Annotated in this window: 16 protein-coding genes and 1 pseudogene; 9 read left to right on the top strand and 8 right to left on the bottom strand. The window is 43.5% G+C overall.

The window, feature by feature from the left end; genetic code table 11:
* Positions 1-55: 55 nt before the first annotated feature.
* From gap to V7K44_RS21305, 3 genes are all read left to right on the top strand, one after another.
* Positions 56-1,102 carry a type I glyceraldehyde-3-phosphate dehydrogenase gene (gene gap / locus V7K44_RS21315; RefSeq protein WP_334934079.1) on the top strand — a complete coding sequence of 349 codons (1,047 nt, stop codon included), beginning with the start codon at positions 56-58 and terminating at the stop codon, positions 1,100-1,102.
* A gap of 318 nt (positions 1,103-1,420) precedes the next feature.
* Complete coding sequence (gene pyk / locus V7K44_RS21310) at positions 1,421-2,851, top strand: pyruvate kinase (RefSeq protein WP_334840124.1); 1,431 nt, start codon at positions 1,421-1,423, stop codon at positions 2,849-2,851.
* A 148-nt stretch (positions 2,852-2,999) separates the two neighbouring features.
* The gene (locus tag V7K44_RS21305; protein WP_334934078.1) at positions 3,000-4,004 is read left to right on the top strand and encodes a transaldolase; all 1,005 of its coding nucleotides are present in this window, start codon (positions 3,000-3,002) and stop codon (positions 4,002-4,004) included.
* Positions 4,005-4,243: 239 nt separating this feature from the next.
* Here V7K44_RS21305 and V7K44_RS21300 read toward each other — a convergent pair whose 3' ends face one another.
* Both V7K44_RS21300 and psbN read right to left on the bottom strand, forming a co-directional pair.
* Positions 4,244-4,465, bottom strand: a complete 222-nt coding sequence (locus V7K44_RS21300) for a hypothetical protein (protein ID WP_334934076.1) — start codon at positions 4,463-4,465, stop codon at positions 4,244-4,246.
* A complete protein-coding gene (gene psbN, locus V7K44_RS21295; protein ID WP_012410654.1) occupies positions 4,449-4,580 on the bottom strand; it encodes a photosystem II reaction center protein PsbN in 132 nt (43 codons plus the stop codon). Before psbN ends, V7K44_RS21300 begins: the two co-directional genes overlap by 17 nt.
* A gap of 85 nt (positions 4,581-4,665) precedes the next feature.
* On the opposite strand from psbN, the gene psbH reads away from it, so the two are divergent.
* The 3 genes from psbH to pth all read left to right on the top strand — a co-directional run bounded on the left by psbH (position 4,666) and on the right by pth (position 6,201).
* The gene (gene psbH, locus V7K44_RS21290) at positions 4,666-4,869 is read left to right on the top strand and encodes a photosystem II reaction center phosphoprotein PsbH (protein WP_104905475.1); all 204 of its coding nucleotides are present in this window, start codon (positions 4,666-4,668) and stop codon (positions 4,867-4,869) included.
* A gap of 137 nt (positions 4,870-5,006) precedes the next feature.
* The gene (locus V7K44_RS21285; RefSeq protein WP_334934073.1) at positions 5,007-5,279 is read left to right on the top strand and encodes a TatA/E family twin arginine-targeting protein translocase; all 273 of its coding nucleotides are present in this window, start codon (positions 5,007-5,009) and stop codon (positions 5,277-5,279) included.
* 280 nt (positions 5,280-5,559) lie between these two features.
* Entirely contained in the window at positions 5,560-6,201 is a 642-nt protein-coding gene (gene pth / locus V7K44_RS21280; RefSeq protein ID WP_334934221.1) for an aminoacyl-tRNA hydrolase, read from the top strand.
* A gap of 269 nt (positions 6,202-6,470) precedes the next feature.
* Here the strand turns inward: pth and rpsU are convergent.
* Together rpsU and V7K44_RS21270 are read right to left on the bottom strand one after the other, a co-directional pair.
* A pseudogene (gene rpsU, locus V7K44_RS21275) lies at positions 6,471-6,590 on the bottom strand (30S ribosomal protein S21); the annotation flags it as partial.
* 19 nt (positions 6,591-6,609) lie between these two features.
* Positions 6,610-6,954, bottom strand: coding sequence for a hypothetical protein (locus V7K44_RS21270; protein WP_334934071.1), 345 nt, complete (start codon positions 6,952-6,954; stop codon positions 6,610-6,612).
* Positions 6,955-7,160: 206 nt separating this feature from the next.
* On the opposite strand from V7K44_RS21270, the gene V7K44_RS21265 reads away from it, so the two are divergent.
* Positions 7,161-7,289, top strand: coding sequence for a hypothetical protein (locus V7K44_RS21265; protein ID WP_334893667.1), 129 nt, complete (start codon positions 7,161-7,163; stop codon positions 7,287-7,289).
* 71 nt (positions 7,290-7,360) lie between these two features.
* Positions 7,361-8,197, top strand: coding sequence for an SPFH domain-containing protein (locus tag V7K44_RS21260; RefSeq protein ID WP_334934068.1), 837 nt, complete (start codon positions 7,361-7,363; stop codon positions 8,195-8,197).
* Positions 8,198-8,200: 3 nt separating this feature from the next.
* Here V7K44_RS21260 and folP read toward each other — a convergent pair whose 3' ends face one another.
* A complete protein-coding gene (gene folP, locus V7K44_RS21255) occupies positions 8,201-9,061 on the bottom strand; it encodes a dihydropteroate synthase (protein WP_334934066.1) in 861 nt (286 codons plus the stop codon).
* Between the two features lie 52 nt (positions 9,062-9,113).
* Positions 9,114-9,845, bottom strand: coding sequence for a triose-phosphate isomerase (gene tpiA / locus V7K44_RS21250; RefSeq protein ID WP_334934218.1), 732 nt, complete (start codon positions 9,843-9,845; stop codon positions 9,114-9,116).
* A 273-nt stretch (positions 9,846-10,118) separates the two neighbouring features.
* Between tpiA and V7K44_RS21245 the strand changes: the two genes are divergently transcribed.
* Entirely contained in the window at positions 10,119-11,600 is a 1,482-nt protein-coding gene (locus V7K44_RS21245; protein WP_334934064.1) for a GTP-binding protein, read from the top strand.
* A 390-nt stretch (positions 11,601-11,990) separates the two neighbouring features.
* Here V7K44_RS21245 and V7K44_RS21240 read toward each other — a convergent pair whose 3' ends face one another.
* Both V7K44_RS21240 and hisF read right to left on the bottom strand, forming a co-directional pair.
* Positions 11,991-12,182, bottom strand: coding sequence for a hypothetical protein (locus tag V7K44_RS21240; RefSeq protein ID WP_094348875.1), 192 nt, complete (start codon positions 12,180-12,182; stop codon positions 11,991-11,993).
* Between the two features lie 99 nt (positions 12,183-12,281).
* The gene (gene hisF, locus V7K44_RS21235) at positions 12,282-13,055 is read right to left on the bottom strand and encodes an imidazole glycerol phosphate synthase subunit HisF (protein ID WP_334934062.1); all 774 of its coding nucleotides are present in this window, start codon (positions 13,053-13,055) and stop codon (positions 12,282-12,284) included.
* Between the last annotated feature and the right edge of the window lie 143 nt (positions 13,056-13,198).

The following is a 13,198-nucleotide window of genomic DNA, read 5'->3' as shown; positions in this document are numbered from 1 at the left end:
ATTTTGACTTTTAACTTTCTCCTTTTGTTCAACTTCCACAACGGGAGGTTTAATCTTGACTAAATTGAAAGTTGGTATCAATGGCTTCGGTCGAATCGGGCGACTTGTGCTTCGTGCTGGCATCGATAACCCCAATATTGAGTTTGTGGGCATTAACGATCTAGTACCACCAGATAACCTCGCTTATCTATTAAAGTACGATTCAACCCACGGTAAATTAAAGCACAAGGTTGAAGCCAAGGAAGACGGCATCCTGATTGACGGACATTTCATTCCTTGTGTGTCGGTGAGGAATCCAGCAGAGTTACCTTGGGGAAAATTAGGTGCAGATTATGTCGTGGAAGCGACTGGACTCTTCACTGACTACGAAGGAGCTGCAAACCACCTGAAGGCGGGTGCAAAGCGAGTGGTAATTTCCGCTCCCACCAAAGATCCAGATAGAGTTACTACCCTGTTAATGGGTGTCAATCATCACCTATTTGACCCTAGCAAGGATATCATTGTTTCCAATGCTAGCTGCACTACAAATTGTCTAGCTCCCATCGCTAAGGTGATTAATGACAACTTTGGGTTGACTGAAGGGTTGATGACTACAGTCCATGCTATGACTGCCACTCAGCCAACTGTAGACGGCCCCAGCAAAAAAGACTGGCGGGGTGGTCGAGGTGCATCCCAAAATATTATTCCCTCCTCCACAGGCGCAGCAAAAGCCGTAGCACTGGTTTTACCAGAATTGAAGGGCAGGTTAACTGGGATGGCATTACGGGTTCCAACTCCCGATGTCTCTGTGGTTGATTTAACTTTCAAAACAGCCAAAGCCACCAGTTATAAGGAAATCTGTGCTGCCATGAAAGAGGCTGCCGCAGGTTCACTAAAGGGTATATTGGGCTACACAGATGAAGAAGTAGTTTCTACAGATTTTCAAGGTGATACTCATTCCAGCATCTTCGACGCAGGTGCTGGGATTGAGTTGAATTCCAACTTCTTCAAGGTAATTGCCTGGTATGACAACGAGTGGGGCTACTCAAATCGTGTGATTGACCTGATGTTGTCTATGTCACAAAAGGAAAAACTTGCCCCGACAGCGGCTGTGTTTGATTAGTCATTAGTCATTAGTCATTAGTCATTAGTCACTTGTACTGAGCGTTCGCGTAGCGTCTCGTAGAGAAGCCGTTGGCGCAGCCTCTCGTAGAGAAGTATTAGCCATTAGCTTTTGACTGCTGACTCTTGACTAGGGACTTTTGGGATTTGGGTCAAATGGTAAATACTCCGAAAATAAAACGGAATCTAGTATTTTTATTTAGCAAACCAGTGATATGAAGCACGTGTGAATTTGGATGTTTTGTGCGATGTCTACGACGGGCTACGCCTACGCTCAAAGCATCCAAATTTGCAAGTTACTCCTCAACCCCCAATCCCTATGCGTCGAACCAAAATCATTTGTACTGTTGGCCCGGCTACATCTGCACCTGAAAAGCTGCAAGCCTTGGTAAAAGCTGGAATGAATGTGGCACGGCTGAATTTTTCCCACGGAGCTTATGAATTCCACGCCCAAACGGCTCACTATCTCAGGCAGATTAGTACTGAGCTGCAAAAGCCGATCGCCATTATGCAAGACCTGTGTGGCCCCAAAATTCGCTTGGGAACTTTACCACCGGAAGGTTTAAATTTAGAAGCTGGTACTGAAGTTACTTTTGTTTTGCAAGAAAAGGGTGAGAGTATTGACGAACTACCCTTACCATTGCCGACTTTGTTCGCAATGGTGCGACCAGGCGAACCAATTTTGATTAATGATGGTCGCGTCAAATTGATAGTTACCGATCGCGATGCCGATCGCATTCGGGCCCAAGTGAAAAATGGCGGGTTAATTTCTACGCACAAGGGAGTAAACCTGCCCCAAACTCCTTTACCTGTAAGTTCGATCACCGAGAAAGACTTGCTGGATCTGCGCTTTGGGATTCAGTTGGGTGTAGACTGGGTAGCGGTATCTTTCGTGCGATCGCCACAAGACTTAGAACCCGCCAGACGAATGATTGAAGCCGCTGGCGCTTCGATCCGCTTAATTGCCAAAATCGAAAGATCGGAGGCAGTAGAAAACTTTGACTCCATTCTGAAAGTTGCCGACGCGATTATGATTGCCCGTGGCGATTTAGGGGTGGAAGTGCCAATTCACGAAGTACCTCTAATTCAAAAAGATATTATTCGCCGTTGCAATCGTGCAGGCAAGCCGGTGATTACAGCCACCCAAATGCTAGAGTCGATGATTAGCGCCCCCGATCCCACCCGCGCCGAAGCAACCGATGTTGCTAACTCTATTTTGGATGGGACAGACGCGGTAATGCTTTCTGGTGAAACAGCTGTCGGACAATATCCCATCGCCGCCGTCCAGATGATGCACAACATCGCCGTGCGGACAGAACAAGCTCTTGATGAGGGTAGCAAACATGCTTGGTGTCATGAAGCGGGTAGTCTGAGCGTTACCGAATCTGTGGCAGAATCCGTCTGTCGCATCGCTTATGAAACTGGCTCACGGGCAATTCTCTGTAACACTTCATCAGGAAATACAGCGAGAATGGTGTCTAAATATCGGCCGACTTCTCCCATTATTGCCCTCACCTCCGACATCACCGCTTACCGCCAGCTAGCACTTTCTTGGGGTGTGGAAGCTTTGCTGATTCCACCAGTCCACAATGCCGAAGAGATGTTTACCAATGTAGTGAACACAGTTGTAGACATGGGTCTAGCAAATAAGGGCGATAAAGTAGTGATTACCTCTGGTGTTCCAATTGGTAAATCGGGCACAACTAGTTTAATCAAAGTGCATTCCATTGGACAGCCAATTTCGGCATAAGGCACTTAGAATAAGGCTGTGGCTCTGAATAGTAAGCAAACTTAGGCAATGATTCTGAAAAATTGCCAGAATCAGAATTGAAGGAAGAGTAGAGAGTGTAAAGAACTGGGGAATAAGTAAATCCTAAACAAACATCACGGAGTCTTTTATGTCTAAGAATTTACTGGAACAATTGCGAGAAGTGACTGTTGTGGTCGCAGATACAGGGGATATCCAGGCAATTGAAAAGTTTAAACCCCAAGATGCCACCACCAATCCTTCTCTGATTACTGCTGCGGCGCAAATGCCAGAATATCAGGGAATTGTCGATCAAACTTTACTCCAGGCAAAGAAAGATGCTGGAACCGGAGCTACCCAAACACAGATAGTTTCTCTAGCTTTTGACCGTTTGGCAGTTGCTTTTGGATTAAAGATTTTGCAAATCATTCCCGGTCGCGTGTCTACAGAAGTGGATGCTCGCTTGTCCTACGATACCGAAGCTACTCTGACTAAGGCACGGGAATTAATTGCTCAGTATAAAGCTGCTGGAGTTGGCCGCGATCGCGTTTTAATTAAAATTGCCACCACTTGGGAAGGTATTCGCGCTGCCGAAATTCTGGAAAAAGAAGGTATTCACTGTAACCTTACCTTGTTATTTGGTCTTCACCAAGCGATCGCCTGTGCAGAAGCTGGCGTTACCCTAATTTCTCCCTTCGTTGGCCGGATTCTTGACTGGTACAAAAAAGATACCGGACGCGATAGCTACCCAGCAGCGGAAGATCCAGGTGTTTTGTCTGTCACCAAAATCTACAACTACTACAAGAAATTTGGCTACAAAACCGAAGTTATGGGAGCTAGTTTCCGTAACCTTGGTGAAATTACTGAACTGGCAGGTAGTGACTTGCTGACTATTTCGCCGTCGCTTTTGGCTGAATTGCAAGCAACCGTTGGCGAACTGCCACGCAAACTTGACCCTGCGAAGGTAGCAAGCTTGGAAATCGAAAAGATATCCATTGATAAAGCTAGTTATGACAAGATGCACGCCGCTGACCGTATGGCAACTGACAAACTAGACGAAGGTATTAAAGGTTTCACCAAGGCACTAGAAGACCTTGAGAAACTTTTGGCAGACCGACTCGTTCGCCTGGAAGGAGAGGTAGTGGCAACCCATTAGAGACTTCCAATTAAAAAACATCCAAAGTAGTGTGCGTTACGGCTCAAGCCGTAACGCACTTCAAATATCATGTCTGGGTAATTAGTTATGATTGCCATAGTCATTTCACCTCATACATAGGTATTAATTTAACGTGAAATCCGCTTGGTGAAAAGGTTTTGCCCTCACCCCCCAGCCCCTCTCCCATCCGTGAGAGGGGAGCTAGACATTCAATTCCCCTTCTCCCTTGGGAGAAGGGGTTAGGGGATGAGGGCGTGAGGGATTTGCAAAACGCCTGTCCGATATAATTTTCGGCTTTTCGGCTTAAGTTGACACCAATGCACCCCACACAGCAGTCGCTCATAGAGAAAACCCCGACGAGCAACAGCAATGCTTGTCTGCGTGGGCGTAGCCCGTCGTAGACATCGCACCAAAAATTTACGTTGCGGACATGATATGACTCTTTTAATCTTCGTGGTCATCAAACGGATCGTTCAATTCCTTGCTGGGAGGGCCAAAGGAGGTATAAATCGAAATTCCAGTGATGGCAACCACCACGGCAGCCATAGAAATGCTAAGAACTATTGCGGGTTCCATAATTGAGAGATAGATGATGAGTGCTATTCTTATAGAATATTACAGAAGATTAAAAAAAGCTTTGGCAAGTAATCTTAGGTGAACTATGGCACAAAGGACTAGGTTGGGAGATATCCTGAAACCACTTAACTCGGAATATGGGAAAGTGGCTCCAGGTTGGGGTACTACCCCTGTGATGGCTGTTTTTATAGCGCTATTTTTCGTGTTTTTGCTGATTATTCTGCAACTTTACAATAAATCACTGTTGGTTCAGGATGTATTTGTCGATTGGCGCAGTTTAGGACGCTAACGCATACACAGCGAGTTTGGATAACAAGTTAAGTTATACCCGGTTTTTCCGGGTTTTTTTGTGAGTTGCGATTTCCGACTAGACTAACTATATATGTGAGTTTCTGTAGTGGTTTTAAAGTTTACAGGAGACAAAAAATGAATATATTTGGTATCGGTCTGCCGGAAATGGCTGTAATTATGGTAGTAGCGCTGTTAATCTTTGGCCCAAAAAAGCTACCAGAGATCGGTCGGAGTGTGGGCAAAACAATTCGTAGTTTCCAAGAAGCTTCCAAGGAGTTTCAAAACGAGTTTCAAAAAGAAGCAGAACAGTTAGAAGAAGTTGTCAAGACCACTGCTGAATTGGAACCTAAGCAAATCTACCCTGCTAAATCTGAGCAGGATACCGCTAGTTCATCCCAACCTAGCTAGTCTGTCAAGTTCGTAGTAAGCACTTTAGTCCTTATTTTCTAAGCACTAAAGTGCTTACTACAAACTCTTCATTACTAGCTTAGACATTGTACTAGTGTTCTGTCCCATTAAATATAATGGGTGAACTCATTCTTAACTTTTCTTCCTTTGCGCTCTTCTCTAACGAGACGCTGCGCGTAGCTTGCTTCCCCGAAGGGGTATGCGGTTCGTTCTCTTAATTCTCATAATTAATGGGACAGACTACTGGAAGAGTGATGAATATCAATTGACTGTAGGCAAAATGACAGAAGCTGTTACGCAACCAGCTTTGGTAATTCCACAACTAATCGTCGGATTAGGGAATCCAGAAGCTAAGTACGACCAAACGCGCCACAATATCGGTTTTGCTGCTTTAGAAACTCTCTCTCGTTCTTGGCGCATTTCCTTAACAGAAAACCGAAAGTTTCAGGGTGAGTATGGCGAGGGTATGGCCCCAGGTGGAGGTAAGATTCGCTTGCTAAAGCCATTAACTTATATGAATCGCTCAGGACAAGCAATACAAGCGGTGACAAGTTGGTATAAATTGCCGCCTGAGTCAGTGTTGGTGATTTATGACGATATGGATTTGCCCTTGGGAAAAACTCGTTTACGCTTATCTGGTTCGGCTGGGGGACATAACGGCATGAAAAGTGCGATCGCACATCTTAGTAGCCAAAATTTTCCCCGTTTGCGAATCGGTATTGGTAAACCCAAAGATGCAGCTAATAAAGATGATTCTGGTACTATCTCTCATGTGCTGGGGCGATTTTCCGCTGCCGAAAATCAGCAGATGTCTCTTGTACTTCAGTTCGTCGTTGAGTGTATTGAACTAAGTCTTAAACAGGGAGTAGAAAAGGCGATGAATGTTTGTAATAGCCGCACCATTAATAATTCTGAGTCTTAGGGCTGGATGAATACTGTCCTATCAGCTGATTAAAGAAAACTAACCGATGTTTAAAGGCGCTTATTTTGGTTGATGGGCAGCGATTTTAGCTTGCTCCATCTAACCAAGATAAAGTCTCTAACGCACTCTACGTATAGGAAAAGTAACTCATTTACACCCTATTAGCGGTGCGGCAGACTTTGCTTAATGTTTGTATGAATAATGGCGCAAGCGCTATTGCTTGTTTTTGGTCATAATCTCAAGCAACGCCGGTATCACACCAAATAGGTTTATTTAAAACGTCTTGTGCGTCTAGCTGTCACTACCTTACGTTTGCGTTTCTCTATTGGTGTTTCAAAGTGCCGATGATATTTTACATCAGCTAATATCCCAGCTTTGGAAACCTGACGTATATGATGAAAACAGATTTTAAAAGTTGATTCTGCCCTTATTTAGTAATTTATATCCAGTTGCTAATGCTGTAAAAGCAATTATGAAATTCCATAAGCTAGTAGGCTTTAAAATAACTCCACCACTTAAGAAAACTAGTACTATGCCAATGCCTAGAAAAATCCATCCCAAGTTACCAGTTTCTCTCTGGAAAAAGACTAATGCAAATATACCTATCATAGTTGCCAAAACTGAAGCTGTAGCAGGTAAGCTACGGTAAAAATATGAATAGTAACCGCTAACAAATATGATGTTTTGACCAAAAAAGTATAATCCTGTGAAAAGTAGAATTAAACCTATAAGTTTGATTAACAATCTGCCCATAATATTTTGATATTTTTAATGGCCCAAGCCAATTTTTATCCGATTATAGTAGGGTTTTTAAAATATAGCCAAATTTTACTTTATTTCAAATTATTTTACGTAAATATACTTAAAGTGAGTCCAGGCTGTCTGAAAATGCCAGTACAAGTAATGTTGATTACATCAAGTAGTCCTTGCCAGCGTTTTATCAAGGTGCTTTAATAGCGATGTCTGACGACAAGAAGCAGAGCTTCTACGCATTCTGCAAAACAGTCTCACTTAGAGAATATGTACAAAACTTGCAGCGACTCGACATCGCTGCTGGTGTTGATAAAATTACAGACTCAAAACATTAAACTCAAAGATATGACAAGCTAGTAGCATATCTTTGACACTAAATTCTCCCCAAAGCTGAATAGGAGCATACATGGAGCCAATTATTGCTATAGTTTTAGCCCTTATAGGTTATGCATTAGGTTCTGCAAAACTGATTAATCAAGGAAATGAAGCCCTAGTCGAACGCTTAGGGCGGTATCATCGGAAACTTAAGCCGGGGCTGAACTTTATTGTTCCCTTGGTAGATCAGATTGTGATGGAAGATACTACACGGGAGCAGTATACAGACATCAAACCTCAGAATGTGATCACCCAAGATAATATTTACGTAGAAGTGGATGCTATTGTATACTGGCGTATTCGAGATATTGAGAGAAGCTTTTACGCGATTGAGGATCTGCAAGGGGCATTAACACAGATAACCACAACTACGCTCCGAGAAATCATTGCCCAAAATACCCTAGAGCAGACCAACGTCTCTAGAGCAGAGATGGACTCAGCTATTTTAGATCAGTTGAATCATGTAACGGCAGATTGGGGAGTTGAGATTCTCCGGTTAGATATTCAGAGAATTACTCTACCTGAGAGTGTCCGAAAGTCTAGGGAAGAAGAACAAGCCGCTGTCATCAAAAAACGAGCGCTGATTACCGAAGCAGAAGGGGAAAAGGAAGCTGCGATTAAGAAAGCAGAAGGAACTATGGCTTCAGTGCAAATCATTTCTCAAGCTCTACGTTCCAATCCCGACAGTAGAGACATTCTACGGTATCTTGTAGCTCAAGATTACGTAGATGCTAGCCAAAAACTTGGTGAGAGCAGTAATGCCAAAATTGTCTTTGTAGATCCAGCCAACTCAAGTGAAATGTTTCAGGAGTTGATAGCCGAGTCGGTAACTCAAGAAGGTAATGGCAAAAAAAACGAAGAACGCTAATACCTAACAATTAGGCTGTGTGGTTTGTCTTAATAGGGCATCGGCTACTAGTGAAACATCGCGCATTTCTTGAACATCGTGAACTCGGAGGATATCAGCGCCATTAAAAATAGCAGTACAACAAGCTGCTGCCGTTCCCCAAACTCGTGCTTTGGGATCTGGTTGATTTAAAATGCGACCAATGAAACTTTTACGAGATGCTCCTACCAAGATAGGACAGTTGAGTGGTGCGAGCGATCGCAAGCCGCGAAAGATTTCTAAATTTTGCTCATAGTTTTTAGCAAAACCAATACCAGGATCGATAATAATTTTATCCAGATCAATGCCCGCAGCAGTTGCTGCCTCAATTTGCCGAGCCAAAAAACTATAAATCTCACCGAGCAAATCTTGATAATCAGTCTGTTGTTGCATTGTCTGTGGTGTTCCCCGGATGTGCATTAAAATCATCGGCACACCTAACTCTGCGACTGTTGCCAACATTTCTGAGTCAAAAGTGCCGCCAGAAATATCATTAATAATATCGGCTCCAGCTTCTACAGATGCCTTGGCGACAGCAGCACGGGTTGTATCTACAGAAATCGGGACTGAAATCTCTGGTCTTAGCACCTGTAATACTGATAGTACTCGGTCAAGTTCCTCCACCAGAGTTATTTGCTTTGCCCCTGGTCGAGTTGATTGACCGCCCACATCAATGATGTCAGCACCAGCAGCCACCAGTGCTTGCGCCTGTATTAAAGCGGCAGAGGAAGTGTTAAACTCACCCCCATCACTAAAGCTATCGGGCGTTACATTTAAAATGCCCATCAAATAAGTCCGCTGTCCCCAATCGAAACAGCGTCCTCGAATTATCAAGTTCCTTGGCATAAATCTACATTAGGCATTCCCATGCTCTGCATGGGAACGAGAAAAAAGCACATCACACTGACTTAAAATTCACAATCCGAGCGAAACTCTCAGGTTCTAGACTTGCTCCTCCTACGAGGACGCCATCAATTTCTGGTTGAGCCATAATCTCATCAATATTATTCGGCTTGACTGAACCGCCATATTGAATTGAGACATTTGGATTAGTCAACTTGCTACGAATTAAGCCAATTATTCGATTAGCTTCCTCTACTTCACAAGTGTCACCAGTGCCAATGGCCCAAATCGGTTCATAGGCAATCACCAAATTATCCTGATCGATATCTACCAAGCCTTTGTCGAGTTGGAGAGCAATCAGTGATTCAGCTTCTCCCGCATCTCGTTGTTGTTTAGTTTCGCCAACACAGAGAATTGGAGTCAAACCAAACCTTTGAGCAGTTCGGAGGCGCAGATTAACGGTAGCGTCCGTTTCCCCAAAATATTGCCGTCGTTCGCTATGACCGACAATCACAAAGCGCACTCCGCTTTCTGTCAGCATCGGGCCAGAAATCTCACCCGTATAGGCTCCATATTCTTCCCAATGGATATTTTGTGCCCCCAATTGGATGAGGCTACCGTGCAAGGTTTTGGACAAAACACTTAAATCAGTGAAAGGAGGACACAATATCACTTCTCGCCCTTGGGGGGTTTCCTCTAAGTGGGGCAGAAATCCTTGTAAAAACTCCTGGGTTTCTGCCTGGGTTTTGAACATTTTCCAGTTGCCGGCAATAACGATTTTCCGCACAGGTAATTTAGTCAAGATCCTAACGCGTTATATTTAGATGCATTTTTCAGTTTATGACTTTTTGTTAGCCATTAGTCTACGAGTTGGGCATTGGGTATTGGGCATAGGGCATTGGGTAAAAATTATTCTTCCTCTGTTCCCTGTGTCTCATCTTGCCAAACCCTTGCTAAAAATAACTAGGATAGTAGACGGGGTGAATCTAAAATCTAAAATCTAAAATCTAAAATCTAAAATCTAAAATCTAAAATCTAAAATCTAAAATCTAAAATTAATATGACTTCGACATTGCCCGTGCCTGAACCCGATCAAAGCGATTCCGCTAACACTGACGCAAATTCTCTCAGCTGGGAGGAAGAACTGGATAGTGCTATTTTCAGTTTTGAAGACATTCAGACGGAACTGAACTATAAACAAGCACAAACAGCGTTGCGAAACTTGGTAGCCAATCTCGACCTTACTCCCCAGGAAAAAACCGGGTTAGAGACGGAAATTGCTGAGTTGGAAACCATGCTGGGAAAATTAGACCGGATGGTAGTGCAGATTGCGACTTTTGGCATGGTGGGACGTGGTAAGTCTTCCCTACTCAATTCTTTAGTTGGGCAAACGGTATTTGAAACTGGGCCGCTGCACGGTGTTACCCGTACTGCCCAAACAGTTAATTGGAGTATTAGCGAGGAGATGATTGGGGAAACTGAACGTGCTTTGCGTGTCACTCTCCCTGGTGTAGGTCAATCCCAGGTGGAATTAATTGATACTCCTGGGTTAGATGAAGTAGATGGTGCAACCCGCGCCGCCTTAGCTGAACAGATTGCAAAACAAGCAGATTTGATTCTGTTTGTGATATCTGGCGATATGACAAAGCTGGAATACGCCGCCCTTTCTCAGTTGCGGGAAGCAGGTAAACCGCTCATTCTGGTGTTTAACAAAGTAGACCAGTATCCAGAAGCAGACCGGATGGCAATTTATCACAAAATCCGGGATGAAAGGGTGCGGGAATTACTCACACCTCTAGAAATTGTGATGGCTGCGGCATCGCCATTGGTGAAGACGGCGATTCGCCGCCCTGATGGTACGAGGGGCATACAGTTGCGTACAGGGAATGCCCAAGTCGAGGAACTGAAGCTGAAAATATTGGAGATTCTGCATCGTGAGGGCAAAGCCTTGGTTGCCCTAAATACTATGCTTTATGCCGATATCGTAAATGAGCAGTTGATAGAACGAAAACTGATGATTCGCGAACAGAATGCCAATCAGTTGATTTGGAAGGCTGTGATGACTAAGGCATTAGCGATCGCACTCAATCCGGTAACTGTGGTAGATATTCTGAGTAGTGTGGTAATTGATATTGCTCTTATTTTGGGTTTATCTAAACTCTATGGCTTCTCGATGACCGAAGCTGGGGCTGTACAGTTGCTACAAAAAATCGCCCTGAGTATGGGCGGCATCGGTGCTAGTGAATTGTTAGCAAATTTAGGCTTGAGTGGATTAAAAACTTTACTTGGAATCTCTGCAACAGCTACGGGTGGCATTGCGCTAGGCCCTTATATATCGGTGGCAATTACCCAAGGAGGGGTAGCTGGTGTTTCTTCTTACGGTATTGGACAAGTTACCAAAGTTTATTTAGCCAATGGCGCAACTTGGGGGCCTGATGGGCCGAAAGCAGTAATTAATCGGATTTTGGCAAACTTGGATGAGACTTCAATTCTTAACCGGATTAAAGATGAATTACTCCACAAAGTAAAACTCAAAAAGTGATGCATTAATAAACTTTGGTTAGCCATATTTATGCTTATATCTGATTCGTCAAGAAAAGCTTAAGGTGTGATTCGCTTTACCATCAGACGAATCAATGAGCCTTAACAATTTTGTGAATGTACAGGTGTGCTACCAACTGCGCTATGACCCTTTAGAGGGTGTTTTAAAAGGGGCTTTTGCTCTCATAATTAGCACGTTAAGCATTTAAGTATACAGGGAGAACTTTAGTATTTCATTATATTTACGTAGTGTAGAAGGCAAAAACGATACTTTCTAGTACTTTTACAATATCTTCTTAAAATCAGCTATATATAGTTACTTAGTTATTATTACTTTGTCAAGCTTTCTGGAAACTAAATTTTAAATATCCCCTCTCGCACTCAGCACTCTCTAGGATACTTGCAACAAATAGGTCATACAATGACCCATCAAAAAGTAAACTACTAACATGGCAGCAGCAGCCAGAGCAACCAATGTACCAGCCAACATTAGAGAAAATTCTTTACTCTCGTAGGCTTTTTCCATTAAGTGCAGCGACCACGCTACCAGGGCTACATCAAAAAGTAAAATAGGAAGCAACATATTTCTTAATATTTGTTAATACTTGTAAAATAATATTAACACCCTTTTCAGGAAGTGTGTCTAACCTTAGATGGATGTCATTAAATGGGAAATGGTGGATCAAGATAATGTTCTGACTGGCACGTTGCGATCGCGCAAGTAACTTTTAATTTCTACTACGCTTAATTGTCCGTAATGTAACAGTGACGCGAGTAATGCGGCTTCAGCTTTGCCTTCAGTTAGGGCAGTGTAGATATGTTCACAATTACCTGCACCACCAGAAGCAATAACTGGAATTTCTACAGCATCAGCAATTGCCCGTGTAATTTCAATGTCATACCCGGCTTGGGTTCCATCAGCATCCATACTTGTGACTAGCAGTTCTCCGGCCCCCCGTTTTTCAACTTCCTGTGCCCACAATAGGGCATCTAAGCCTGTATTTTCTCTGCCACCCCGCACATACACATCCCAACCTGGATTTTCCGGGTTATTTCTGCGTCTGGCATCAATAGCAACAACTATGCACTGATTACCAAAGCGATCGCTGGCCCGATTAATCAAGTCTGGTTCCCGCACCGCCGCAGAATTAATACTAACCTTATCTGCGCCTGCTCGTAACAAAGCTTTAACATTTTCTAAGGATTGGATACCACCACCCACAGTCAATGGAATAAAGACCTGTTCAGCAGTTCGGTAGACCACATCTAAAATTGTAGCTCGATCTTCATGAGTAGCTGTAATATCCAGAAATACTAACTCATCAGCACCGGCTTCGTTGTAAACCTTTGCCAGCTCTACCGGATCGCCTGCATCTTGGAGATTAACAAAGTTAACTCCTTTTACAACTCGTCCCGCCTTCACATCTAAGCACGGTAAGATTCTTTTAGATAACATAATAACTTTTGTATTTCTGGGTAATTGACCGGAATTTAAATTTTAAATTGGCGCGGGTATTCTCAAACTAAAATTTTCATGGGTATTGAGTATGGGGCATTGGGCATTGGTTCTTCTTTCTCCCCCTGCCTCCCCTGCTGCCC

This window comes from Nostoc sp. (genome assembly GCF_036917235.1).
Lineage (GTDB): Bacteria > Cyanobacteriota > Cyanobacteriia > Cyanobacteriales > Nostocaceae > Nostoc.
Note: the sequence above shows the minus strand (reverse complement) of the source record. Positions and strands in the feature narration are given on the sequence as shown.